General features: G+C 63.6%; 25 protein-coding genes. 17 read left to right on the top strand and 8 right to left on the bottom strand.

Annotated features, from left to right (window positions below):
* Window positions 1-122: 122 nt before the first annotated feature.
* A complete protein-coding gene (locus AB5Y98_RS13575; RefSeq protein ID WP_368232075.1) occupies window positions 123-1,604 on the top strand; it encodes an alkaline phosphatase D family protein in 1,482 nt (493 codons plus the stop codon).
* 39 nt (window positions 1,605-1,643) lie between these two features.
* Here the strand turns inward: AB5Y98_RS13575 and AB5Y98_RS13570 are convergent, their stop codons facing one another.
* The 5 genes from AB5Y98_RS13570 to AB5Y98_RS13550 all read right to left on the bottom strand — a co-directional run bounded on the left by AB5Y98_RS13570 (window position 1,644) and on the right by AB5Y98_RS13550 (window position 5,641).
* On the bottom strand, window positions 1,644-2,432 hold the full coding sequence (locus AB5Y98_RS13570) for a hypothetical protein (protein WP_201881964.1): 789 nt from the start codon (window positions 2,430-2,432) through the stop codon (window positions 1,644-1,646).
* Window positions 2,429-3,745, bottom strand: coding sequence for a sphingomyelin phosphodiesterase (locus AB5Y98_RS13565; RefSeq protein WP_139753309.1), 1,317 nt, complete (start codon window positions 3,743-3,745; stop codon window positions 2,429-2,431). The genes AB5Y98_RS13570 and AB5Y98_RS13565 overlap by 4 nt, the downstream gene beginning before the upstream one ends.
* 173 nt (window positions 3,746-3,918) lie before the next feature.
* A complete protein-coding gene (locus AB5Y98_RS13560) occupies window positions 3,919-4,749 on the bottom strand; it encodes a lysostaphin resistance A-like protein (protein ID WP_368232073.1) in 831 nt (276 codons plus the stop codon).
* A 161-nt stretch (window positions 4,750-4,910) separates the two neighbouring features.
* Window positions 4,911-5,204: a hypothetical protein gene (locus AB5Y98_RS13555; RefSeq protein ID WP_005308637.1), complete on the bottom strand. Its 294-nt coding sequence runs from the start codon at window positions 5,202-5,204 to the stop codon at window positions 4,911-4,913.
* Between the two features lie 62 nt (window positions 5,205-5,266).
* Entirely contained in the window at window positions 5,267-5,641 is a 375-nt protein-coding gene (locus AB5Y98_RS13550; protein WP_005308639.1) for a YacL family protein, read from the bottom strand.
* A 322-nt stretch (window positions 5,642-5,963) separates the two neighbouring features.
* Here AB5Y98_RS13550 and AB5Y98_RS13545 point away from each other — a divergent pair, with 322 nt between their 5' ends.
* The 7 genes from AB5Y98_RS13545 (at window position 5,964) to AB5Y98_RS13515 (ending at window position 13,374) form a co-directional block, all read left to right on the top strand.
* Complete coding sequence (locus tag AB5Y98_RS13545; protein WP_208200142.1) at window positions 5,964-7,079, top strand: sugar diacid recognition domain-containing protein; 1,116 nt, start codon at window positions 5,964-5,966, stop codon at window positions 7,077-7,079.
* Window positions 7,080-7,198: 119 nt separating this feature from the next.
* A complete protein-coding gene (locus AB5Y98_RS13540) occupies window positions 7,199-8,461 on the top strand; it encodes a GntP family permease (RefSeq protein ID WP_005308643.1) in 1,263 nt (420 codons plus the stop codon).
* A gap of 9 nt (window positions 8,462-8,470) precedes the next feature.
* On the top strand, window positions 8,471-9,604 hold the full coding sequence (locus AB5Y98_RS13535) for a glycerate kinase (protein WP_368232071.1): 1,134 nt from the start codon (window positions 8,471-8,473) through the stop codon (window positions 9,602-9,604).
* Between the two features lie 210 nt (window positions 9,605-9,814).
* A complete protein-coding gene (locus AB5Y98_RS13530; RefSeq protein ID WP_005308646.1) occupies window positions 9,815-10,378 on the top strand; it encodes an NnrU family protein in 564 nt (187 codons plus the stop codon).
* Window positions 10,379-10,440: 62 nt separating this feature from the next.
* A complete protein-coding gene (locus AB5Y98_RS13525; RefSeq protein ID WP_126881090.1) occupies window positions 10,441-10,977 on the top strand; it encodes a glutathione peroxidase in 537 nt (178 codons plus the stop codon).
* 82 nt (window positions 10,978-11,059) lie between these two features.
* Window positions 11,060-11,995: a LysR family transcriptional regulator gene (locus AB5Y98_RS13520; protein ID WP_368232191.1), complete on the top strand. Its 936-nt coding sequence runs from the start codon at window positions 11,060-11,062 to the stop codon at window positions 11,993-11,995.
* Between the two features lie 182 nt (window positions 11,996-12,177).
* Window positions 12,178-13,374, top strand: a complete 1,197-nt coding sequence (locus tag AB5Y98_RS13515) for a NupC/NupG family nucleoside CNT transporter (RefSeq protein ID WP_368232070.1) — start codon at window positions 12,178-12,180, stop codon at window positions 13,372-13,374.
* Between the two features lie 266 nt (window positions 13,375-13,640).
* Here AB5Y98_RS13515 and AB5Y98_RS13510 read toward each other — a convergent pair whose 3' ends face one another.
* Together AB5Y98_RS13510 and arfB are read right to left on the bottom strand one after the other, a co-directional pair.
* Window positions 13,641-14,135, bottom strand: coding sequence for a methylated-DNA--[protein]-cysteine S-methyltransferase (locus tag AB5Y98_RS13510; RefSeq protein WP_201881973.1), 495 nt, complete (start codon window positions 14,133-14,135; stop codon window positions 13,641-13,643).
* A 23-nt stretch (window positions 14,136-14,158) separates the two neighbouring features.
* The gene (gene arfB / locus AB5Y98_RS13505) at window positions 14,159-14,575 is read right to left on the bottom strand and encodes an alternative ribosome rescue aminoacyl-tRNA hydrolase ArfB (protein WP_005308653.1); all 417 of its coding nucleotides are present in this window, start codon (window positions 14,573-14,575) and stop codon (window positions 14,159-14,161) included.
* A 201-nt stretch (window positions 14,576-14,776) separates the two neighbouring features.
* On the opposite strand from arfB, the gene glnK reads away from it, so the two are divergent.
* The 5 genes from glnK to AB5Y98_RS13480 all read left to right on the top strand — a co-directional run bounded on the left by glnK (window position 14,777) and on the right by AB5Y98_RS13480 (window position 20,121).
* Window positions 14,777-15,115 carry a P-II family nitrogen regulator gene (gene glnK / locus AB5Y98_RS13500; RefSeq protein WP_005308655.1) on the top strand — a complete coding sequence of 113 codons (339 nt, stop codon included), beginning with the start codon at window positions 14,777-14,779 and terminating at the stop codon, window positions 15,113-15,115.
* 206 nt (window positions 15,116-15,321) lie between these two features.
* Window positions 15,322-16,329 carry a Fe(3+) ABC transporter substrate-binding protein gene (locus AB5Y98_RS13495; RefSeq protein WP_017765284.1) on the top strand — a complete coding sequence of 336 codons (1,008 nt, stop codon included), beginning with the start codon at window positions 15,322-15,324 and terminating at the stop codon, window positions 16,327-16,329.
* Window positions 16,330-16,368: 39 nt separating this feature from the next.
* Complete coding sequence (locus AB5Y98_RS13490) at window positions 16,369-17,994, top strand: ABC transporter permease (protein WP_368232069.1); 1,626 nt, start codon at window positions 16,369-16,371, stop codon at window positions 17,992-17,994.
* A gap of 83 nt (window positions 17,995-18,077) precedes the next feature.
* Window positions 18,078-19,112 (top strand): ABC transporter ATP-binding protein, encoded by a 1,035-nt coding sequence (locus AB5Y98_RS13485; RefSeq protein WP_368232068.1) that lies wholly within the window; start codon window positions 18,078-18,080, stop codon window positions 19,110-19,112.
* A gap of 103 nt (window positions 19,113-19,215) precedes the next feature.
* Window positions 19,216-20,121 carry a Dyp-type peroxidase gene (locus AB5Y98_RS13480; RefSeq protein WP_368232067.1) on the top strand — a complete coding sequence of 302 codons (906 nt, stop codon included), beginning with the start codon at window positions 19,216-19,218 and terminating at the stop codon, window positions 20,119-20,121.
* A gap of 82 nt (window positions 20,122-20,203) precedes the next feature.
* Here the strand turns inward: AB5Y98_RS13480 and argR are convergent, their stop codons facing one another.
* Window positions 20,204-20,674: a transcriptional regulator ArgR gene (gene argR / locus AB5Y98_RS13475; protein WP_005308670.1), complete on the bottom strand. Its 471-nt coding sequence runs from the start codon at window positions 20,672-20,674 to the stop codon at window positions 20,204-20,206.
* 201 nt (window positions 20,675-20,875) lie between these two features.
* Between argR and AB5Y98_RS13470 the strand changes: the two genes are divergently transcribed.
* From AB5Y98_RS13470 to artM, 4 genes are read left to right on the top strand one after another with little or no spacing between them, the layout of a single operon-like run.
* Window positions 20,876-21,616 (top strand): ATP-binding cassette domain-containing protein, encoded by a 741-nt coding sequence (locus AB5Y98_RS13470; RefSeq protein ID WP_005308671.1) that lies wholly within the window; start codon window positions 20,876-20,878, stop codon window positions 21,614-21,616.
* A 25-nt stretch (window positions 21,617-21,641) separates the two neighbouring features.
* Window positions 21,642-22,379 (top strand): transporter substrate-binding domain-containing protein, encoded by a 738-nt coding sequence (locus AB5Y98_RS13465; protein ID WP_042051429.1) that lies wholly within the window; start codon window positions 21,642-21,644, stop codon window positions 22,377-22,379.
* Between the two features lie 3 nt (window positions 22,380-22,382).
* Window positions 22,383-23,033 carry an arginine ABC transporter permease ArtQ gene (gene artQ / locus AB5Y98_RS13460; protein WP_017787497.1) on the top strand — a complete coding sequence of 217 codons (651 nt, stop codon included), beginning with the start codon at window positions 22,383-22,385 and terminating at the stop codon, window positions 23,031-23,033.
* 2 nt (window positions 23,034-23,035) lie between these two features.
* Complete coding sequence (gene artM / locus AB5Y98_RS13455) at window positions 23,036-23,698, top strand: arginine ABC transporter permease ArtM (RefSeq protein WP_201989699.1); 663 nt, start codon at window positions 23,036-23,038, stop codon at window positions 23,696-23,698.
* The last annotated feature ends 141 nt before the right edge of the window (window positions 23,699-23,839 follow it).

Below are 23,839 nucleotides of genomic sequence, written 5' to 3'. Positions count from 1 at the left end.
GCAGCACCAGACAGTGAAAGGGTCGGGGCCAAACCCTGACCCTTTCTGTTTGCCCACCTGGTCACTATCAAATAGCGGTCGCTTCGCTATGCTCCATGGGTTTCACCATGGAGGGATGACGAATGACCAGTCTGGTAATGGGCCCCCTGCTGGGCCTCGAGTCAGAGACCGAGTACAGCATCTGTTTTATGGCGCAGGCCAGTTGCAAGAGTGCAGCCGTGCGGATCAACGGCGAGCTGCTGGCCGCCAGCAAGCAGGCGGATACCCCGAGAGGCGGCTTCTGGCGGTTGGTCTGGCAGGCCAGTCCCAAGAGCAAGGCCGGCACCCCCGTCGACTACGAGATCCTGCTGGACAACAAGCCGGCGCAGGATCTGGCGGGATACGACAAGTGGCAGTTCCATCTGCCGGGCAAGAAGGAGCCGGTGCGGATAGGCTACGCCTCCTGCAACGGTTTCTCCGACTTCAAGCTGCTTACCTCCACTCCGGCCCCCTACGTCATGTGGGACAAGCTGGCCGCGGAGCACAAGGCCCATCCCTTCTCCCTGTTGCTGATGGGAGGAGATCAGGTCTATGCGGACTCCCTCTGGACGAGCGTGCCGACCCTCAAGGCCTGGAACGAGCTGGACCGGGCGGAGAAGGTCAAGCGCAAGGTGACCCGGGCCATGGTGGAGCAGCTCGACCGCTTCTATTGCGATCTCTACTGCAAACAGTGGGGCCGCCTCGAGGTTGCCTTCATGCTGGCCCGGGTGCCGAGCGCCATGATGTGGGACGACCACGACATCTTCGATGGCTGGGGCAGCTACCCCGAGGATCTGCAGCGCTGCGAGGTCTATCAGGCCATCTATGCCGCCGCCACCAAGTACTTCCGGCTGTTCCAGCTGCGCACTGGCGCCAACGGGGCGTTGCTGGACAAGACGCTGAATCACCACTCCTGGCGGCTCGGTTTTCGGGGCTACCAGATCCTGGCGCTGGACAACCGGGCCAATCGCACCCGCGACCAGGTGATGAGCCCGTCCCAGTGGGATCTGGTCAACGCCGCGCTGGCGGCCTGCGACACGGGCCACCTGCTGGTGCTGGCGGGGGTGCCCGTGGTCTATCGCGACTTCTCCTTCACCGAGGCGGCGTTCGATGCCACCCCCTGGGAGGAGGAGCTGACCGACGATCTCAAGGATCACTGGCGGGCCAAGGCCCATCAGGGGGAGCGGGCCCGCCTCATCATGCGGCTGCTGGACAACGCCAGGCAGCGGCGCCAGAAGGAGCCTGGCTGCAAGACCCTGATCCTCTCAGGCGACGTGCACGTGGGGTGCCTCGGGGTCATTCAGGACAAGCGGGAGGGGCTCAACGTACATCAGCTGGTCTCCTCCGGCATCGTCCACCCCTGTCCCACCCAGTTTCAGTGGATGGGGATCCTCGCCATGACCAACGACGATCCCGAATACCTCGACGAGAGCCGGCTGATCCGCGCCGAGCTTATCAAGCCGTTCGGCGCCCCCGTCTACCTGCGTACCCGCAACTTCGCCACCCTGCTGATGGGCAGCGACGACAAGCTGTGGGCGAACTGGCATTGCGAGAACGGCGTGGCGGCCAGCTACCCGCTGGCCTGATGGCCAGGAAAATGCGAAGGGCCCCGACGGGCCCTTTTTTCATTGCGTTGGTGTGGCGGTGTCACGGGCGAAGAAGTCGCGCCGGAACTGGCCGAGCACCGCCTCCCTGTGCTGCTGCCAGCTCGCCTCGTCCATGTTGCCCCGGCTGGCTGCCAGCTGCTGTTCGAGCTCGGTCAATTGCTGCTGGTAGCGGCTGCGCTGATCCAGCTGTTGCTGGCGGCTGGCGGCAAACTGCAGGGTCGCCTCGGCCTCTGCAGCCGGCAGGAAGTGGCGAGCCAGGGTGGCGAGCTCCTCGTCCCCCCACAGCTGGCGTGCCTGCTGCAGCCGGGCCGCCGGGTTGAACAACTCAGTCGCCAGATCCGGGTGCTCCACCGCCCACTCATCCTGCAAGCGGCTGAGGGCATCCAGCCGCTCGGCCAGCGGCAGCTGCTCGCTCTCCTGCGCCAGCTGCTCGAGCGCCAGGGCGTAGCGCCCCTGCAGCCGAAACAGACTCTCCCCCTCGCCAAGCCAGCTGGCCTCTGCACCTTCCAGATTGGCCAGCCGCTCGGCCAGCGGCAGATCGCTGTCGCTTACCTCGCTGGCGAGCTGCTGGCTCAGCGCCTCCGGCATGGCCCGCCAGCTGGCGGGAGGTGGCTCGGAGCCGGTCTGTGTGGCGGCAACCGGCGAGGCGAGCGTCGGGGAGCCTGGCAGCTGTGCCTGCACGGGCGCAGCGGCGCCCGATGGGGGCTGGCTGGTGGAGGCCGGGCGCGCCGGCTCCTCCTGTGCGCCCAAGTTGAGCAGCAACAAGGCCAGCAGCGCCAGCGCCAGCAAGCCGTAACGGCGCTTCATCGGCTGATCTCTCCCTTGACCGGGAAGTGATCGGAGAGGTTGCTGGCGGGCCAGAGGCTGCCGTCGCTGCTGCGCGGGATCCAGACACTGTTGAGGTTGTGGCTTGCGGCGCCGTACTCCCGGCTCACCACCAGATAGTCGAGGTACTCCACGTTGGCACCGCCGGAGAGCGGGCCGCCGGCATAGGGGTTGATCCTGGGATCGAAGGTGGCCTCGGTGTAGCCGCCGTAGGCCGGCTCGTCGGCGTTGAGATTGGCCAGCATGCCGGCGTAGTCATCGGCAAACTTGCGCTTGTTGACGTTGAAGTCGCCGCCGTAGATGACGGTGTCGCTGGCGGGAATATTGAGGCTGGCGGCCAGGGTGCGCATCTGGCCGAACTGGATCTGGCGCAGGCGGCGCGCCTCGTCGGTGTCGAAGCTGGCGGTGTGGGTGGCGAACAGGTGCCAGGCCTTGCCCCCCTTGATCACCTCCGCATACATCACCCCCTTGTCGGCGAAGCAGTCGGTGCCGGTGCACTGGGGATAGACCAGCTGGGCCTCGCGCACTATGGGGTAGCGGCTGACGATCACCACGCCGCCGTCGTGGATGTTGACCCCCGGCTTGTCGAGCACCTTGGTCTGGTAGGGGTACTCTTTGGCCAGCGCTTGCAGGAAGCCCTCGCGGCGGCCGTCGAACACCTCCTGCAGCAGCAGGGCGTCATAGCCCTTGAGGTGTTCGGGCAGCAGCGCCAGCCGCTCGCCGATGCTGGAGGCGATCACCGGCAGCGCCCAGATGTTGTAGCTGGCCACCTTCAACCTGGTTTCGGCAGGCTCGGGTTGCTCCACCTGTTTGGGCGGGGTCAGCATGTAGTGCAGATCGTCGTAGCGGCCGGTGAACTTGGCGGCGAAGGCCAGCTCCTGAGGCCCGTTCAGGCGGTGGATGGCGCGATCGCTCTGCCAGCCTGAGTTGTCTGCCGGCGTCTCGCCGCCGTGTTGCAGGGTGCTGTTCCACCAGGTGCCCTCCATCTTCTGGTTGAGGCGGTAGGTGTCACCGCTGGGGGTGGTGACCCGGGTTTCGAACAGATAGCTCTTGCCCGCCTTCACCCCCTCGTAGCGGTTGAAGCTGAGCACCATGGCGCTCTCCCAGGGGCCCAGCTCAGTCCTGTGCTGGATCCACTGGCTGCCGGCCTGCAGCTCGCCGGAGCCGCTCTGGCGGATCTCCAGCTGGACCGGCTCCGGGCTGTTGTTGGTGAGGTAGACATCGGTATCGGCCAGCGCCTGCAGCGGAAACTGGCTGGCCAGCAGCAGGGCGGCATAACTGACGGGCTTGTGCATCATGAAGTCCTTTTGGTTGAGACACGCGGGAAAGTGACTGTTATGGCGGGCACAGAGGTCATTTCATTTGCATTTTTGTTACAAATAAATGAAAGGCCCCATATGGGGAGGCAGGGCGAGCGGACAGGTTGGCGAAGAGGCGGGGCGTGCCGGTTGGCACGCCCCCGAGGGGATCAGCGGCTGGCCAGCGGGTAGGTGAAGAGGGCCAGGTGGGCGAAGTTGAACAGGAAGTGGATCGCGATGGCGACGCTGAGGCGCCCGCTCAGCAGGAAGGCCAGACCATAGCAGGCCCCCGCCAGCGCGGCGAACAGCACCAGCAGCGGGCCGCCGGCCAGGTGGGCGGCGCCGAACAGCAGGCTGGCTACCAGCACCCCAAGCCAGCGCTGGCTGCGCTCGGCGATCCCCTGCTGCAGGAAGCCGCGAAACAGCGCCTCTTCCGCCACGCAGGTGAACAGCAGGTTGTTGATGGCAAACAGCCACCACCAGCCGGGCAGGCCCACTTCGGGCTTGAGGGCTCCCAGCTGCCAGGCGGCGATCAGCAGGGCCGCCAGCGGCACCAGCAGCAGTGCCAGCCTGCGCCACTGAACGGCGCCGCCCGGGCCCAGCAGGGCGGGCCAGGCCAGCAGCAGACCGAAGAAGACCAGCGGCTTGTCGAGGTTGAGGTACATGTTGAAGGGCACACTGGCGGGGCCGGCCTGCACCTGATCCAGCACCTTCAGGTTGGTGAAGCCGGGGATGAGGTGCAGCATCAGCGCCACCGCCCACAGCAGTACGGCGCCCAGGGCGACGGCGCGCCAGGGCTGGGGCAGGGAGGGGGTACGCCAGGCCAGCAGCAGACCCGCTGCGCTGGCCAGCAGGGCGATTGGGCTCAGGTGGCCGAGGCCAAGAGCCGCCAGCAGGGCGACCGCCAGCATGATGAAGCCGGGCAGACGCTGCCGGGCCAGACAGAGCAAGACGGCCAGCGCCAGTGCTCCCCAGATGAGTGAATCAGGTAGAGGTAACATTGAGTCTCCAGGGCCGATGAAAGTGCCGCACCTTAACAATGGGACATCCCATGAGACAAGGCTCAATAAGCTGGTCGGATCCCCGCGCGGCAGGAGGGAGCAGGCGAGCGACCATAAAAAAACCGGAGCTGGGCTCCGGTTTTAGCAAGGATGCGACGCTATCAGCGGCCGGATTCGGCGATCACCCGGGCGATGATGTCGGCCCGTAGGTTGGCGTCCAGCTCGCCCAGGGCGATCAGGCCGGCCTTGAAGATCACGTTCTTCGGCAGGCTGACGTCGTCCAGGGTGGTGATGGCCTCTACGTGCAGGCCGTTCAGGCGGCTGGCATCGCGCGGGCTCAGGTTGACCTGAGTGTTCAGCACCTGCTTGCCCTTCTTCTTGGGCTGGGCGGGTTTCTTCGGCTGCTCTTCCAGCTCGTCTTCCGGCAGTTCGTCATCAAAATCGTAAATAGACATAGTCAATCCTGTTGGTTGGGCGAGGGGCCGTGAGCCCGACGTGGTTGTTCCGATGGGGTCAATCAGCCCATATCCTCGTTGCGGATAAAGGCGCGCCAGGAGACGAGCACCTGGGCAAAATCTTCCAGCCCGCACATGGCCAGCTGTTCATCATCGTAGTAGGCGAGATCGTCGAGATCCTCATCCTGCTCGATATTGAGGACGTTGGCCTTCACCTCGGCCTCCTCGTGGGTCAGCAGCAGGGAGTAGTCGCCGCCAAGCAGCCGGTATTCGGTGCGGGCCCGGCTGGAGAGCTGATCGATGATGGCGAACAGCTCGTCGAGTTTCTCCTCGTCCTTGCCCACTTCGTCGATCAGCCACTGACCGATGGCCTCGTGGCCCATGGAGAACCGGGCGCGATAACCGCCAAACGGATCGCGGCGAAATTCATAATCCATAGTTCAGTCCATAGCGGAAGGGTGAATCGTCATGGGCAGGGGAAAATCCTGCTCCATGGCGGGGCGCATATAGCGTAAAGTGGCCTATTCTAGCGAGCCCCCCCTCGCTTGTCTTGAAGATGTGGCATCTTTGCCCCGGTGCAGGCGCTTTGTGGCCGCTCCGGCCCCCGCTTTGGAGATGTGATGCAGCTAAACGATACCCTCGCACGCCAGATAGTGGGCCGGGCGATACAGATCCTCTCTTCTTGGCTCAACGTGATGGATGAACGACTGAGGCCCGTCGTAGCTCCTCGTACTCTTGTCTCGGTAACTGGTGGCGCATATGCAGCTCAATGACACCCTCGCACGGCAGATTGTCAGCCGGGCCATGAAGATACTGTCGTTCTCGGTCAACGTGATGGATGAGCATGGCCTTATCATCGCGTCCGGCAACCCGGAGCGGCTCCATCAGCGTCATGAGGGGGCTGTGCTGGCGCTGACCGAGAACCGGGTGGTGGAGATCAGCGACGCGACCGCCCGCGAGCTCAAGGGGGTGCGCCCCGGCATCAACCTGCCCATCGCCTATCAGGGGGAGCTGCTCGGGGTCATCGGCATCTCGGGCGATCCGGACGAAGTGCGCGCTTACGCCGAGCTGGTGCGCATGACCGCCGAGCTCATTCTGGAGCAGGCGGCGCTCACCGAACAGCTGCAGTGGGACAAGCGCCACAAGGAGGAGCTGGTGCTGCAGCTCATCCGTGGTGAAGGGCGCGAAGATCAGCTGCAGCAGGCGGCCCGCTTCCTCGGGCTGGATCTGGCCCAGCCGCGGGTGGTGGCGGTGCTGGCGCTGGAGGAGGCCGACCCGGCCCGGCTGCGGGAGCTGGTGCACCTGCTGGAAAACCCGGAGCGGGACAACCTGGTGGCCATCAACGGCCTGGACGAGATAGTGGTGCTCAAGCCCGCCCAGCTCAGCGACGGCGTCTGGCAGTCAGAGCAGGAGCGCAGTCGCATCAAGCAGTTGCTGGCCCGCATCCCCCACTTTCGGGTGCGCATCGGGGTGGGTGATTACTTCGCTGGCACCGGCGGGCTGGCGCGCTCCTACCAGACGGCGCGGGACACCTTGCGCCGCGGCATGCGGCAGGCGCCGCGCAAGCAGGTCTATTTCTTCGAGGATTACCGGCTGCCGGTGTTGCTCGGCAGTCTGGCGGACTCCTGGCAGGCGGATCAGCTGCGGGCCCCGCTGCACAAACTGGCGCAGGAGGATACAAAGGGAACACTGCAGAAGACGCTGCGCCAATATTTCTTGCAGGATTGTGATCTGCATCCCTGTGCCGAAGCCCTGTTCATCCACCCCAATACCCTGCGCTATCGGCTGACCCGGATCGAGCAGATAACCGGGTTGAATTTCAACAAGTTAGATGACAAGTTTCTACTCTATCTCGGGCTCAATCTCGATAGTTGAATTGTTCATATATACAAAAATCAGCATTTTTATAAGGTGATGTTTGGTTTTTAGACCAAAGCATTCCGATCCCGGATCACCATAATGGCCACCATTCACTCACTAGAAAGGTGCCCGTCATGACCCCGGTTACAGCCCTTGGCGCCCTCGCGGCGCTCTCCATCGCCATCTTCCTGATCCTGAAGAAGGTGCCACCCGCTTACGGCATGATCGTCGGCGCCCTTGCCGGCGGCCTGATCGGCGGTGCCGATCTGACCCAGACCGTCGCCCTGATGATCGGCGGTGCCCAGGGGATCACCACGGCGGTGATGCGGATCCTGGCGGCGGGCGTACTGGCCGGCGTGCTGATCGAATCGGGCGCCGCCACCACCATCGCCGAGACCATCGTCAAGAAGCTGGGCGAGACCCGCGCCCTGCTGGCGCTGGCGCTGGCCACCCTGATCCTGACCGCGGTCGGCGTATTCGTGGACGTGGCCGTCATCACGGTCGCCCCCATTGCGCTGGCCATCGCCCGCCGTGCCGATCTCTCCAAGGCGGCCATCCTGCTGGCGATGATCGGCGGCGGCAAGGCGGGCAATGTCATGTCGCCCAACCCCAACGCCATCGCGGCGGCAGACGCCTTCCACCTGCCCCTCACCTCCGTCATGGCGGCCGGCATCATCCCGGGCCTGTTCGGGCTGGTGATGGCCTACTGGCTGGCCAAGCGCCTCAACAACAAGGGCAGCAAGGTCGCCGCCGACGAGGTGGTGAGCTTCGATGGCAGCAAGCTGCCGGGCTTTGCCGCCGCCATCAGTGCGCCGCTGGTGGCCATCCTGCTGCTGGCCCTGCGCCCCATCGCCGGCATCGTTGTGGATCCGCTCATCGCACTGCCTCTCGGTGGTCTGGTAGGTGCCCTGATGATGGGCAAGTTCGGCAAGGTGAACCAGTTTGCCGTCTCGGGCCTGGCCCGCATGGCGCCGGTGGCCATCATGCTGCTGGGTACCGGTACCCTGGCGGGCATCATCGCCAACTCCGGTCTCAAGGATGTGCTGATCAGCGGCCTGACCGCCTCCGGCCTGCCCTCCTACCTGCTGGCCCCCATTTCCGGTGCCCTGATGTCTCTGGCGACCGCCTCGACCACCGCCGGTACAGTGGTAGCCTCCAACGTGTTCAGCTCCACCCTGCTCGAGCTTGGCATCAGCAGCCTGGCGGGGGCCGCCATGATCCACGCCGGTGCCACCGTATTCGACCACATGCCCCACGGCTCCTTCTTCCATGCCACCGGCGGCAGCGTCCACATGGGCGTGGGTGAGCGGCTCAAGCTCATCCCCTACGAAACCGCGGTCGGTCTGACCATCGCCGTTGTCTCCACCCTGATGTTTGGCGTGTTTGGCCTCGCCTAAGGAATTGATATGAAAATTGTTATCGCCCCCGATTCATTCAAGGAGAGCCTGAGCGCCATGGCGGTGGCCGATGCCATCGAGGCCGGTTTCAAGCAGGTGCTGCCGGATGCTACCTACGTCAAATTGCCGATGGCTGATGGCGGCGAGGGGACTGTGCAGTCCCTGGTGGATGCCACCGGGGGCCGCATTCTGCCCTTCCATGTGACCGCCCCCCTCGGCAACAAGGTTGAGGGCTTCGTCGGTCTGCTGGGGGATGGCGAGCGCGCCGTCATCGAGATGGCGGCGGCCTCCGGCCTGCATCTGGTGGCGCCTGAGCTGCGCAATCCGCTGCACACCTCGAGCAGCGGCACCGGCGAGCTGATCCTGGCGGCCCTCGACATGGGGGTGAAGCACCTGATCCTCGGCATCGGCGGCAGCGCCACCAATGACGGCGGTGCCGGCATGATCCAGGCGCTCGGCGGCAAGCTGCTCAAACGCGACGACACTCCCATCGCGCCGGGCGGCGCCGGTCTGGCCGAGCTGGCCACCATCGATCTGAGCGGGCTGGACTCGCGCCTCGCCAAGATCACCATCGAAGTGGCCTGCGACGTGGACAACCCGCTGTGCGGGCCGAAAGGGGCCTCCGCCGTGTTCGGTCCGCAGAAGGGGGCGACCCCCGCGATGGTGGCGCAGCTGGATGCCAACCTGGCCCACTACGCCGACTGCATCGAGCAGGCCCTCGGCAAGCAGGTGAAGGAGATCCCGGGGGCGGGCGCCGCCGGTGGCATGGGGGCGGCCCTGGTGGGCCTGCTCGGCGCCGAGCTCAAGCCCGGCATCCAGATCGTCATCGAGGCGTTGAAGTTGGCCGAGGCGGTGGCCGACGCGGATCTGGTCATCACCGGCGAGGGGCGCATCGACAGCCAGACCATTCACGGCAAGACGCCAATCGGTGTCGCACGCTGTGCCAAGCGGTTCGGCAAGCCGGTGATCGGTATCGCGGGTTGTCTGACCGACGACTGCGCCGTGGTGCACGAGCACGGGCTGGATGCGGTGTTTGCCGTGGTCAACCGCGCCATGTCCCTGCCGGAGGCGCTGGCCACCGCCACCACCAACCTGCAGCTCACGGCCCGCAACGTGGCGGCGCTCTACCTGCTGCGGCCCTGACCCTCTTCTGGCCGGTGCCTGGCGCCGGCCAACCCCGCCCCGTGTCGCGGTGACGACCCGCTCAACTGCGGGTCAGCCCGAAACACCTTGCCGATCAGTCGATCGGCTTTTTTCATTATCCCGCTGTATCCCCAGTGCTTTTCTGCGGTTTCTGTATTCTGGTCGCCGACTTTGCGGCATAGTGATCCCCCATAGTACAAGGAGCGACCCATGATCTTGCTGACCCTGGGGGTACTGCTGTTTACCCTGACTCACCTCTACCCCTGCTTCGCGCCCGACCACAGGATCCGGCTGCGCGAGCGGTTGGGGGAGCATCGCTACAAGGGACTCTTCTCGCTGGTGCTGTTTATCGGCATCGCCTGCATCATTGCCGGCTGGCGCACCTCCAGCCCCTTGCCGCTCTATTTTCTGCCCGCCTGGGGCCCGACCCTGATGATGGCGGTGATGCCCATCGCCCTGATCCTGTTCTGCTCCGGTCAGGGCCCCAACCACCTGCGGCGCTGGCTGGTGCATCCCCAACTGCTCGGCACCCTGCTCTGGGCCGGTGCCCATCTGGCGGTCAACAGCGAGGCCCGCTCCCTGGTGCTGTTTGGCGGCATCGGCCTGTGGGCACTGGTGAGCATCGTCTGGATTTCGGTGCGGGACTGGCAGCGCTATCCCCGTCCGGTGGCCAACTGGTACGGCACCGGGCTCAGCGTGGGGGCTGGGCTGGCGCTCACCGCCCTGCTGATCTTCTGGGGACACGGCATGCTCACCGGCATCCCGCTCTATTGAGCCGGTGAACCGGCCGGCGTGTTCGCGCGTATGTCACTCATCTGCCTGACAGGAGTCACTCGATGAAAAGGATTGTCTTGTTGCTGACGCTGGCATCCGGCATGGCCGGCGCCGCCTGCCCCGACTACTTCAACGTGGAGATGCGGGAGCTCAACAGCACCCAGCGCCACAACCTCTGCCAGCTGACCGAGGGCAAGGTGGTGCTGGTGGTCAACACCGCCTCTTATTGTGGCTACAGCGGCCAGTTTAGGGATCTGGAGCGGCTCTATCAGGGCTACAAGGAGCAGGGACTGGTGGTGCTGGGCTTCCCCTCCAACGACTTCAGACAGGAGGCGGGCAACGAGAACAAGACCGCCGAGGTGTGCCGGCGCGACTACGGGGTCACCTTCCCCATGTTCAACCGGGTGGCGGTGCGGGGTTCGGATGCGGCACCCCTGTTCAAGGGGCTGGCGGCGGCAGCCGATGGCGATGCCCCCAACTGGAACTTCCACAAATACCTGGTGGGGCGCGACGGCAAGCTCATCGGCAGCTACGGTGCCAACCAGAATCCGGCGGACGATCCCCTGCAACAAGAGGTCAAACGGGCGCTCGGCCTTTAGCGCTACCCCGCGGCGGGCCGCTCTGGAATAATGGGGGCCCGCTCTCCAGTCTGGTAATCCCGTGCTGCAACGTCTGCCCCAAATGGTGATCTTCGATGCCCTGGTCCGTGAACAGGGGATCTCTGCCGCCGCCCGGCGGCTCGGCGTCTCCAAATCCCACATCAGCAAGCAACTGGCCCAGCTCGAGGCAGAACTCGGTGCCCAACTGGTGCAGCGCACCACCCGCCGCTTCTCCCTCACCGAACTCGGCCAGGAGTATGCCCGCCACTGCCGTGCCCTGGTGGCGGTGGCGCTGGAGGCGGACTCCATGGTGGCGGAGCGGCGCGGCAAGGTGAGCGGCGTGCTCCATCTGGGGGTCGGTCAATCCTTCGGCCGGCTGCACGTGATCCCGCGCCTCAAGGCGTTTCAGGATCGCTACCCCGAGCTGGAGCTGGAAGTCTCATTGTTCGATCACCGCACCAATCTGGTGGATGAGGGGCTGGATCTCTGGATCACCACCTACGAGGACAAACCCGAGGCCCTGGTGGGGCAGCGGCTGGCGGACATCGGCTTCGTGCTGGTGGCCTCGCCGGATTATCTCTTGAGCCACGGCACCCCGCTGCACCCCAGAGACCTGGCTCAGCACAACTGCATCACCTACCAGAGCCGGGAGCGGCGCTACCACGAGTGGTCGTTTCGCCAGGGCAAGGAGCGCCAGACGGTGCAGGTGGCCGGCAACTACCGGGTGGATCTGGCGGAGGCGGTGCGCGACGCCGCCCTGGCCGGGCTCGGCATCGCCTACGTGGCCAACTACCTGCTAGACAAGGAGCTGCAGTCCGGCCAGCTGATCCCGCTGTTGCCCCAGTGGCGACCAAACCAGAAGATGGCGGTACACGCCGTCTATGCCAGGCGCGAGCACCTGGATCCCAAGATCCGGCTGTTCATCGATTTCCTCAAGGAGGGTTTCGGCCCCCATCCCTACTGGGAACAGCGGCTGGCCCCCTGGCTCGGCGGCAAATTGTCCGGTACAGAGGAATAATCGTTTCCATATAAGAACACTGGCTTTCGCTTGATACCAAAATCGAGCCAAATCAGCCAGTTGCCGCAACCGGTATCGTGAAAACGTTTTTGCTAACAGGGCTGTAACCAATTGGACTTGCAGTGGCGAGGCTGGGAGAGCAGAATCCGCGCCCATCTTTCGCCCCATCTGATGGAGTCCCTATGATTGCCCTGCTCGGCATCCTGAGCATCCTGGTCCTGGCCACGCTCTGCTCTGATAATCGTCGTCGTATCCCGTTGCGAACAGTGGGCCTGGCCCTCTGCCTGCAGATCCTCTTCGCCGGCCTGGTACTCTGGCTGCCCGCCGGTCAGCACGTGCTGAACGGGGTGAGCGAGAGCGTGAGCAGCGTGATCGGTTACGGTCAGGAGGGGATCGCCTTCCTGTTCGGCGATCTGGCCAAGTTCAAGCTGGGCTTCATCTTTGCCTTCAACGTGCTGCCGGTCATCATCTTCTTCTCCGCGGTGATCGCCATCCTCTACCACATCGGCCTGATGCCGAAAGTGATCGCCCTGCTTGGCGGCGGCCTGCAGAAGCTGCTGGGCACCGGCCGCGCCGAGAGCCTCTCCGCCACCGCCAACATCTTCGTCGGCATGGTAGAGGCGCCGCTGGTGGTCAAACCCTATCTCTCCAAGATGTCCGACTCCCAGTTCTTCGCGGTGATGAGCTGCGGCCTCGCCTCCGTGGCGGGAGGTACCCTGGTGGGTTACGCCAGCATCGGGGTCGAGCTGAAATACCTGATCGCGGCGGCCTTCATGTCGGCGCCGGCCGGTCTGGCCATGGCCAAGATCCTGGTGCCGCCTGCCGCCGAAGAAGAGGACCATCATCAGGACGTGGTGATCCCGCGTGCTACCAACGTGATTGAAGCGGCCGCCGATGGCGCCATGTCCGGTCTCAACATCGCGGTCGCCGTGGGGGCCACCCTGCTGGCCTTCGTTGGCGTGATCGCCATGCTCAACGGCCTGCTGGGCTGGGCCGGCGACCTGGTGGGGCTGGAGCTGAGCTTCCAGATCATCCTGGGCTGGCTGTTCGCTCCCATCTCCTGGCTGATCGGCATCCCCTGGGAGCAGGCTCAGGCCGCCGGCGCCCTGATCGGCACCAAGATAGTGGTGAACGAGTTCGTTGCCTTCATCGCCCTGGTGCAGGACCAGACCCTGAGCGAATCGAGCAAGGCCATCGTCACCTTCGCCCTGTGCGGTTTCGCCAACATCTCCTCCATGGCGATCCTGATCGGCGGCCTGGGCGCCATGGTGCCGGAGCGCAAATCCTTCATCGCCCGCTACGGCATGCGCGCCATCCTGGCGGGGGTGCTGGCGAACCTGATGAGCGCCTCGCTGGCCGGCCTGTTCCTCGCCCTCTGATTGACCCCAGAAGTTAGCACCTTCCGGTCAGAGCCCGCTTCGGCGGGCTTTTTTGCGCCCGTCTGCCGGCAAAAAAAAGCGCCTCAGGGAGGCGCGGGGGAAAAAGACAGATTGGAAGCGTCACATGGGTGCCACTTGAATGAGGGATGAGCCATGCCATCCAAGTGTGAAGCCATGATGCCTGAGGCTGTCTGAAGCCCTTCTGAGGCGATTCTTCATACTATGTTCATTTTGCTAAACGCAATGCGGGCTGGCTGGTCAGTGGCTCAGGGGGTCAGCACAAAGTGATCGGCGGTCTGTTGCTCCAGTGCCAGCAGCCAGCGTTTGATAGGGATGCCGCCGGCATAACCGGTCAGCTCGCCGCTGCGGCCGATCACCCGGTGGCAGGGCACTATGATGCTGAGCGGGTTGCGGCCGTTGGCGGCACCCACCGCCCGCACCGCCTTGGGATTGCCGATGGCCTGGGCTATCTCGAGATAGCTGACTGTCTCACCGTAGGGAATGTCGCCCAGGGCGCGCCATACCGATTGCTGAAAAGGGGTGCCCCGGGCGGCGAGCGGCAGATCGAAGCGGCGCAGGCGACCGGCGAAGTAGGCAGCGAACTGCTCGACGAAAGGGGCGAGCGCCAAGTCGTCCCGCTGCCACTGGTCGGTCGGGGTCACCGGTTGCTCGCCTCGCATGAACTCCACGTAACGCAGCCCGTCCCGATCGATGGCGATGAGCAGGGGGCCATGGGCGTTGTCGCAAAAACTGTATTGCATGTTGTCATCCTCGGGTGTCGGGCCTAGTCCACGACCGGTTTGCCGCGGGTCGATTTGATCTCCCCCTTGCGCTTCTTGGCATCGACCCGCTTGCGCTGGGAGCTGCGGGTCGGCTTGGTGGCATGGCGCGCCTTGGGGCGCCAGGCTGCTTTTTTCAGCAGCTCCACCAGGCGGTTCATCGCCTCCTTGCGGTTCATGTCCTGACTGCGATGGGTCTCGACCCGGATCAGAATGAAGCCGTCGTGAACCCGGCTGTCGCTCAGCTTGTCGAGCCCCTCCTTGTAGAGCGGGGTGAGGCTGGGGGAGCTGCGGTAATCGAAGCGCAACCAGACGGCGGAGTCGGTCTTGTTGACGTGCTGGCCGCCGTTGCCCTGTGCCCGCATGGTCTGGAATTGCAGCTCATGCCAGGGCAGGGTGACGCTGTTGGAGATGACTAACATACTGCTGTGCTCTTGTTTGGTGCAGCGGCGCAGGCTGGTTCAGCTTGGTGCCTCATAATGGGGCGAGCTGCGCTCCCTTGGTGATGTCGGGAGAGTCCTGCTCCAGACGTAAATGCTATCTTTTTGAAATTAAACAATAAAAAGACTTGGCACAAGAATTGATTCCCCATTCATGACATACCATGGATTGGGAGCAACCAGATGAAGCTGATTACTGCGATTATCAAACCCTTCAAGTTGGATGACGTGCGCGAGGCCGTCGCCATCCTGGGGGTCGAGGGTCTGACCGTGTCCGAGGTCAAAGGGTTTGGCCGCCAGAAGGGGCACACCGAATTATACCGGGGAGCCGAGTATCAGGTCGACTTCCTGCCCAAGGTCAAGCTGGAGATCGCCACCGCCGATGACAACGTCGAAGGGGTGATCGAGGCGATCTGCAAGGCCGCCTACACCGGCAAGATAGGTGACGGCAAGATCTTCGTCTACGACCTGCTGCAGGCCGTGCGCATTCGGACCGGCGAGAACGACGACGAGGCGCTCTGACGGCCCTGACGGGGCTGGTGGTCGATGGGGTGTCGCTGATTGACTCCATGGTGGGGCTGGATAGGATTCTATCCGGCCCCTTTGTTTGAACGACGTTTAAATATGTGATCCCGCAACGTCAGGATTTCTTGATCCCGCTGTCGAGCTCAATGCAAAATGCAAACAGCAATGGTTCTCACTCGATATAGCAACTCAAGGAATGGATGATGAAAATGAAGATGTTGGCACTGGCTTTCTCTGCGTTGGCGGCTCAGTCGGCGTTTGCCGCAGGGGAAGTGAATGTCTACTCCAACCGCCAGGATGAGCTGATCAAGCCCATCATCCAGCAGTTCGAGAAAGAGTCTGGCATCAAGGTCAACGTGGTATTCGCCAAAGAGGGTCTGAACGAGCGTCTGGAGCGGGAAGGCAAGCTCTCCCCGGCGGATCTGATGCTGACCGTCGACATCAGCCGGCTGACCGACCTGGTGGACAAGGGGCTGGTGCAGCCGGTGGACAGCAAGATCCTGCAGGAGAACATCCCCGCCATCTATCGCGATCCGGACAACCGCTGGTTCGCCCTGACCACCCGGGTGCGCGCCATCTATTCCAGCAAGGATCGCCTCGGCAAGCTGGACACCATCAGCTACGAAGATCTGGCCAAGCCTGAATTCAAAGGAAAAATCTGCACCCGCAGCGGCAAGCATGAGTACAATGTGGCGCTGGTCTCCTCCATGATCGCTCATCACGGCATGGCGGATGCAAAAACCTGGCTGGAAGGGGTCAAGGCCAACCTGGCGCGCAAGCCGCAGGGCAACGACCGGGATCAGGTCAAGGCGATCAAGGATGGTATCTGTGACCTGTCGCTCGGCAACAGCTACTACCTGGGCGCCATGCTGAAGGATCCGGCGCAGAAGTCCTGGGCCGATGCCGTCTACATCAACTTCCCGAACCAGGGGGATCGCGGTGCCCACGTCAACGTGAGCGGCGTGGCCATGACCAAGTATGCCAAGAACAAGGCCGAGGCCCAGAAGCTGATGGAGTTTCTGGCCGGCGACACCGCCCAGCACATGTATGCGGACGTGAATGCCGAGTATCCGGTCAAGGCCGGGGTCGAGCCTTCCGCCATGGTCAAGTCCTGGGGCAGTTTCAAGTCTGACCCTATGCCGGTCAGCGATTACGCCAAGCACCGCAAGGACGCCTTGCAGCTGCTGGATGAAGTGAAATTCGACTTGTAATCAGATGGGGCCAATGGCCCCATCAACCTCTGTGGTCTCATGAAAAATTTTGGATGGATTACCGGCAGCTGGGCTAGCGCCCTGCTGCTGGCCTTGCCGGTGCTTGCCCTGGTCTTCTCCGCCTTCTCGGCCGACGGAGATCTGTTTAGCCACCTTGCCGATACCGTGCTGTTCGACTATCTGGCCAATACCCTGGGGCTGGTGGTCGGGGTCGTGCTGCTCAGCCTGCTGTTCGGCGTGCCGACCGCCTGGCTGGTGGCCATGTGCCAGGTGCCGGGGCGCCGGGCCCTGCAGTGGGCGCTGATGCTGCCCATGGCCATGCCCTCCTACATAGTGGCTTATGTCTACACGGATCTGCTCGACTACTCGGGCCCGCTGCAGGCGGGGCTGCGGCAGCTGTTTGGCTGGAGCAGTCCGGCCGAGTACTGGATTCCGGCCATCCGCTCCCTCGGCGGCGCCTCCTGGGTGCTGGCGCTGGTACTGTTTCCCTACGTCTATCTGCTGACCCGCGCCTCCTTTCTGGAGCAGTCGGTCAGCCTCATTCACTCCAGCCGCCTGCTCGGTTGCAGTCCCTGGCAGAGCTTTTGCCGCCTCAGCCTGCCGCTGGCACGCCCCGCCATCATGGTGGCGGTATCCCTGGTGGCGATGGAGACGTTGGCGGATTTTGCCACCGTCCACTTCTTTGCCATCAACACCCTGACCACGGCGGTCTACGACACCTGGCTTGGCTACGGCAGTCTGGCCACCGCCGCCAAGCTCTCCTGCCTGATGTTGCTGGCGGTGGTGTTGCTGATCGCGCTGGAGCGCCGCTCCCGCAGTCGGCAGCAGGTGTTCCAGAAGTCCATGGGCCACGAACAGCCGCTGCGCTACCCGCTCAAGGGTGCGCGGCGCTGGCTGGCCGGTCTCTGGTGCTGGGGACTGGTGCTGGCCGGCTTCGGTCTGCCGTTCGTCATCCTGCTGAATTACGGCGTGCGCTACTTCGAATTGTCGTGGACGCCGGAGTTTGTCCGCTTCGCTGGCAACAGTCTGCTCATCTCGGCGCTGACCGCTCTGCTGGCCATGGGCATCGCCCTGTTGCTCGGTTTCTGCCGTCGCCTCGATGGCGGGCCCAAGAGCCTGTTGCCCCTGCGCATCGCTGCCATGGGTTACGCCATGCCGGGTACCGTGCTCGCCATCGGGGTGCTGGTGCCGCTCACCGCCCTCGACTTTGCCATCAACGATCTGGCCGAGTGGCTGGGGCGTCAGGGGCCTGGGTTGCTGCTGACCGGCACCCTCACCGCCATCGTGTTCGGCTATCTGGTGCGCTTCGTGGCCATCGCCATCGGCTCGGTGGAGAGCAGCATGGGCAAGATCTCCCCCAGCCTCGACATGGCGGCCCGCTCCCTGGGGCAGGGAGATGGCGCCATGCTGCGGCGGGTCCACCTGCCGCTGGTGCGGCGCGGCCTGTTTGCCGGTGCCATGCTGGTGTTCATCGAATCCATGAAGGAGCTGCCCGCCGCCCTGCTGCTGCGGCCGTTCAACTTCGATACCCTGGCGACCCACGTCTACCAGTTCGTGTCGGACGAGATGCTGGAGCGCGGCGCGCTCGGCGCCATCGTCATCGTGCTGGTGGGGTTGTTGCCGCTCATCTGGGTCAACCGCAACCTGGATGGGGCGGGGCACTGAGTTCGCCACGTCGGCCAATGAAATTGCATGCGGTGTGCTGAGCCGAAAGGCTGCACACCGCCAGAAATGAGAGGAAGTCAGCCTTGTCCTGTTTGCAGGTTGAAAATGTCAGTTGCCGTTACAACGGCCGCAATGTGCTGGAACAGCTCTCCCTGACGGTGGCCGACAACGAGATCGTCTGCCTGCTGGGAGCGAGCGGCTGCGGCAAAACCACGCTGCTCAAGGCCATAGCCGGCCTGCTGCCGCTGGCGCAGGGGGCTATTCGCCTCGGCGATACCCTGCTCGACGGGCCGGGTACCAGCGTGCCGCCCGAGGCGCGCAACATCGGCATGATCTTTCAGGATTACGCCCTCTTTCCCCATCTGACGGTGGCGGACAACGTCGGCTTCGGTCTGACCCGGCTCGATCGCCGTGTCCGCCAGCAACAGGTGGACGAGGCGCTGGCGCTGGTCAATCTGCAGGGGCTGGGGGATCGCTATCCGCACCAGCTTTCCGGCGGCCAGCAGCAGCGGGTGGCCATCGCTCGCGCCCTGGTGTGCAAGCCGCGGCTGATGCTGCTGGACGAGCCTTTTTCCAACATCGACACCCAGGTACGGATGAAGCTGATCCTCGAGATCCGCGCCCTGCTCAAGCAGCAGGGGATCGGCGCCATCTTCGTCAGCCACAGCAAGGAGGAGGCCTTTGCCTTCGCCGATCGGCTGGCGCTGTTTCGCGCGGGTCACATCGAGCAGGTGGGCCAGCCTGAGCAGCTCTATCGTCGCCCGCAGAACCGCTTCGTGGCGGAGTTTCTCGGCGGGGTCAACTACCTGGCGGCCGAGGTGGTGGACAGCCACTGCGTGCGCACGGCGCTCGGGGTCATCTGCGGCAGCGAGCCTCACGGCCGGGCAGTGGGTGAGCTGCTGCAACTGATGCTCAGGCCCCAGCAGCTGTTGCTGGAGAGCGCCGCGGATGGCGAGCTCAAGGTGGTGGAGCAGCAGTTCCTCGGCCACCACTGCCGGGTGCTGTTCGAGAGCAGCGAGCTGCGGCTGGAGGCGAGCATCGGCGAGCCGCTGGAGGGGGCGCGGGCGCGGGTCAGGGTGACCCCTCACGCGCTGGTGTTGTTTGACCCTTTACCCTGAACGCGTGATATCGTTGTGAAATCAATGAACTGGAACCGCGCTGGTTTATAATCGCGCAACGCCAATTGCCCATATCGCCAATGTCTGTTCAGGGGAGAGATATATGAAAGCCCAAGCCGGGATCTGTGCCGAGCCCAATCTGCACGCCCTCTATCTGATGTTCAACCGCACCGGTGACGCCGCCGAGCTGGTGGCCCGTCTGGCCAGGTTGCCGGCTCTGTGGGAGGCGGTGGCCGCCGATTTCCCCGCTGCCGGCTTCAGCGGTCTGGTGGCCGTCGGCGCCGACGCCTGGGATGGCCTCTATCCTGCCGCCCGTCCTCCCCAGTTCCGCGGCTTTATGGCGCAATCCGCCAACGGTCAGGAGGCCCCCAATACCCCGTTCGATCTGTTCGTGCAGTTGCGCGCCGATCGGGTGGATGTGCTGCATCACGCCGGTCAGCGCGTGATGGCCCTGCTGGCCGGGCTGGTAGAACTGGCGGAAGAGGTGCGCGGTTTTCGCAACCTCGACTGCCGCGATCTGACCGGTTTCGTCGATGGCACCGAGAACCCGCAGGATGAGCACCGCGCCGAAGTGGCGCTGCTGGCCGATGGCGAGTTTGCCGGTGGCTCCTACATCCACGTGCAGCGCTGGGTCCACGCCATGAGCGACTGGGAGAAGCTGGCGCAAAAAGAGCAGGAAGACATCATAGGTCGCACCAAGGTCGACAATATCGAGTACGAGTCGGCCGACAAGCCGCTGACCGCCCACATCAAGCGGGTCAACCTCAAGACCCCGAAGGGGGAGTCCATGGAGATCCTGCGCCAGAGCATGCCCTGGGGCTCCATGACCGAGCAGGGGCTCTACTTTATCTCCTGCTGTCGTACCCCGCTGCACTTCAACGCCATGCTGGCCAGCATGTACAAGGGGGAGGGCAGTCACTTCGATCACCTGCTGCGCTTCACCAGTGCGGTGACCGGCGCGGCCTTCTTCGCCCCTTCAGAAGATTTTCTGGTAGGGCAGGGCAAATAAGCCCGACCAGCAGATAACAAAAATCCCGGCCTTGGCCGGGATTTTGCGTTCTGGTGCAACCGCCACGGGGCGGTTGCCTCCCTTACGGCGTCTGTTCGAACAACTCGAGGGCGGAGAGGTAGAGCTCCTCGATGTCGGTGTCGCTGGTCGGGGTGATGAAAATGGTGTCGTCACCGGCGATGGTGCCGAGGATCCCTTCGGCCTTGCCGAGGGAGTCGAGCAGGCGGGCGATCAGCTGGGCCGCACCCGGGCTGGTGTGGATCACCACCAGGGCACCGTTGTGGTCGACATCCAGCACCAGATTCTTGAGCGGGCTGGAGGTGGTGGGCACGCCCAGTTCCACCGGCAGGCAGTAAACCATTTCCATCTTGGCATTGCGGGTGCGAACGGCGCCGAAGCGGCTCAGCATGCGCGATACCTTGGACTGGTTGATGTTTTCGAAGCCCATCTCTTGCAGGGCAGTCACTATCTCTGCCTGGGAGCCAAATCGTTCTTCTTTCAGCAAGGCTTTAAAGGCCTTGGCCAGTTTTTCTTGCTTGTCGTTATGCTTCATCTTGGACTCACGAATGAGGAGGTTTGGCTGCCTGTCACGCTCAGGCGGCAGATATGAACAGCGTGCCCATTTTGCATTCATATGCCTATTTTTGCAAGGAAGCGGCGCTTGTTCTGCATATTGATTCAAATATAGCTTGCATCCACCCATGCCAGCGTTAGAATCAGGACGAAATTTTGAAAACTTATTCAATTGGGCTGTATGGGTATTGAATTAATCGGTATCGAAAAATCCTGGCACAAGGTGCCGGTACTGCAACAGGTCAGCTTTCGGACCGCGCCCGGTGAAACCCTGGTGCTGCTGGGTCCGAGCGGTGCCGGCAAGAGCTCTCTGCTGCGCATGATGAACCTGCTGGACACCCCGGATGCCGGTGTCCTGCGCATCGGTGAAAGTGAATTTTCTTTCCCCTCCAGCCTCTCCACCGCCGAGTTCAACCGCCAGACCCAGGCGCTGCGGCGCAAGGTGGGCATGGTGTTCCAGCAGTACAACCTGTGGCCCCATCTCACCGTGATGGAGAATCTCATCGAGGCGCCCGTCAAGCTACTCGGCATGAGCAAGGCGGCGGCCATGGAGAAGGGGGGCTATCTGCTGGCCCAGCTGCAGCTGGCCGACAAGCGCGACGCCTGGCCGGCGCGTCTCTCCGGTGGTCAGCAGCAGCGGGTGGCCATCGCCCGCACCCTGATGATGGATCCCCAGGTGTTGCTGTTTGACGAGCCGACCGCGGCCCTCGACCCCGAGATCACCAAGGAAGTGGCGGAGATCATCCGCAACCTGGGCCAGACCGGCATTACCCAGGTGGTGGTGACCCACGAGGTGGAGTTCGCCCGCAAGGTGGCCAGCCAGGTGATCTATCTGGAGAAGGGGCGGATCATCGAAGCGGGCTCCGCCGCCATTTTCCAAGCCCCGCAAACCAGCCGGTTTGCCGAATTCTTGATGCATTGATATTCAAATCGATAAGGAAGCTGTCATGAAAAAGAGTCTGTTGCTGATCGCGGCCATGGGCCTGCTGAGCACCCAGGTGCTGGCGAAAGAGATCAAGTTCGCCACCGAGGCCACCTACGCACCGTTCGAATACCTGGACGACAAGAACGAGTTCCAGGGGTTTGACATCGACCTGGCCCGCGCCATCTGTGAACAGGCCAAGCTGGAGTGCAGCTTCCACAACCAGGCTTTTGACAGCCTGATCCCCAGCTTGAAATTCCGTCGCTACGACGCCGCCATCGCCGCCATGGACGTGACCCCGGAGCGGGCCGCCCAGGTCGACTTCTCCGACATCTATTACCAGAACTCCGCCGTGTTCGTGACCAAGAAGGGTGACTTCAAGGGGCCGGAAGATCTGGTGGACAAGACAGTCGGCGTGCAGAACGGCAGCTCCCACCAGTCCTATCTGGTGGACAACTGGGTGAGCAAGGGGTTGCTGACCGTGCCTTATGCCAGCTACCAGAGTGCCTTCCTCGACATGATGAACGGTCGCACCGACGGTGTGTTTGCCGATACCGCGGTCGCCGCCGACTGGCTCAAGCAGCACAAGGAGTATGCCGTGATCGGCACGCCGGTGACTGACGCCAAGTACTTCGGTACCGGTTTTGGCATCGCGGTGGCCAAGGGCAATCAGGAACTGCTGACCCAGCTGAACAAGGGGCTGGCCGACATCAAGGCCAACGGCACCTATCAGAAGATCTACGACAAATATTTCGCGCACTAAGCCATGTTGAGCCTGTTGTTGGATGCAGCCTGGATGACCCTCGGGCTGGCCCTGGCCTCCCTGGTCGGGGGCATGGTGCTGGCACTGGCGTTCAGCGCCGCCGAGCTGAGCAAGCAGCGGTGGCTGGTGTGGCCGGTGGCCACCCTCACCACGCTTATTCGCGGGTTGCCCGAGCTGCTGGTGGTGCTGTTCATCTACTTCGGCTCGACCCAGGTGCTGTTCCTCATCACCGGCGAGTACGTGGAGTTCAGCCCGTTCGCCTGCGGCGTGCTGGCGCTCTCCCTGCTGTTTGCCAGCTACGCCACCCAGACCCTGCGAGCCGCCCTCAATGCGGTGCCCGCCGGGCAGCGGCTGGCGGCGCTGGCGCTCGGCCTTGGCAAGCGTCACATCTTCTTTCGCATCGTGCTGCCCCAGGCCTGGCGTCACGCCCTGCCAGGGCTCGGCAACCAGTGGCTGGTGCTGCTCAAGGACACCGCACTGGTGTCGCTCATCGGGGTGAACGAGATGATGCGCCAGGCCCAGATGGCCTCGGCCAGTACCTATCAACCCTTCACCTGGTATGCCGCAGCGGCCCTCATCTACCTGGCCATCAGCCTGGTGAGTGAGTTCGGCTTGAAGCAGGCGTCCCGTTATACCCGCCGTTACGGAGGCTGATCATGCAGGATTACCTGATGACCCTGCTGGGTGGCCTGGCGATTACCCTGCAACTGACCGCCGGCAGTCTGCTGCTGGGCGTGCTGATGGCGGCCGGCATGACCTGGGTGCTGGAGCGCCGCATCCCGGTGGCGACCCAGCTGGTGCAGCTGTGGGTGCTGATCTTCACCGGCACGCCGCTGCTGATCCAGATCTTCCTCATCTACTACGGGCCGGGCCAGTTTGCCTGGCTCAAAGAGGGGCCGCTCTGGCCGCTGCTCAAGCAGCCCTGGTTCTGCGCCGTGCTGGCGCTCGGTTTCAATACCGCCGCCTACTCTACCCGGCTGTTCAAGGGGGCGCTCGACGCCATCCCGGCCGGCGAGGTAGAGGCCTGCCGCGCGCTCGGCTTCTCCGCCAGCCAGACCCTGTGGATGAAGGTACGCCACGCCGCCCGGCGACTGGTACCCGCCTATTCCAACGAGGTGATCCTGGTGCTCAAGGGGAGTTCGCTCGCCAGTACCATCACCATCATGGATGTGATGGGGCTGGCCCAGCGCCTCAATGCCCAGACCTATGACACCCTGGCGGTGTTCACCGTGGCCGGTGCCCTCTACCTGACCATGAACGGATTGTTAACAATTGGTTTTCGTTGGTGTGAACGCCGGGCGTTGGCCTTCCAGGGCTGAAGTCGGCAGATCTACCTATTAATGGTGAGGGGAAGTGCAGGAAATCTGTGCTTCCCCTCCAATTTTTTGCATTTTCCCCCATTTTTATTCGCCGCCTGTTTATTGGCTCACAGAACCTGTGATTACAACTGTTATCAGATT

The organism is Aeromonas sp. s3 (genome assembly GCF_040907805.1).
Classification (GTDB): domain Bacteria; phylum Pseudomonadota; class Gammaproteobacteria; order Enterobacterales; family Aeromonadaceae; genus Aeromonas; species Aeromonas dhakensis.
Note: the sequence above shows the minus strand (reverse complement) of the source record. Positions and strands in the feature narration are given on the sequence as shown.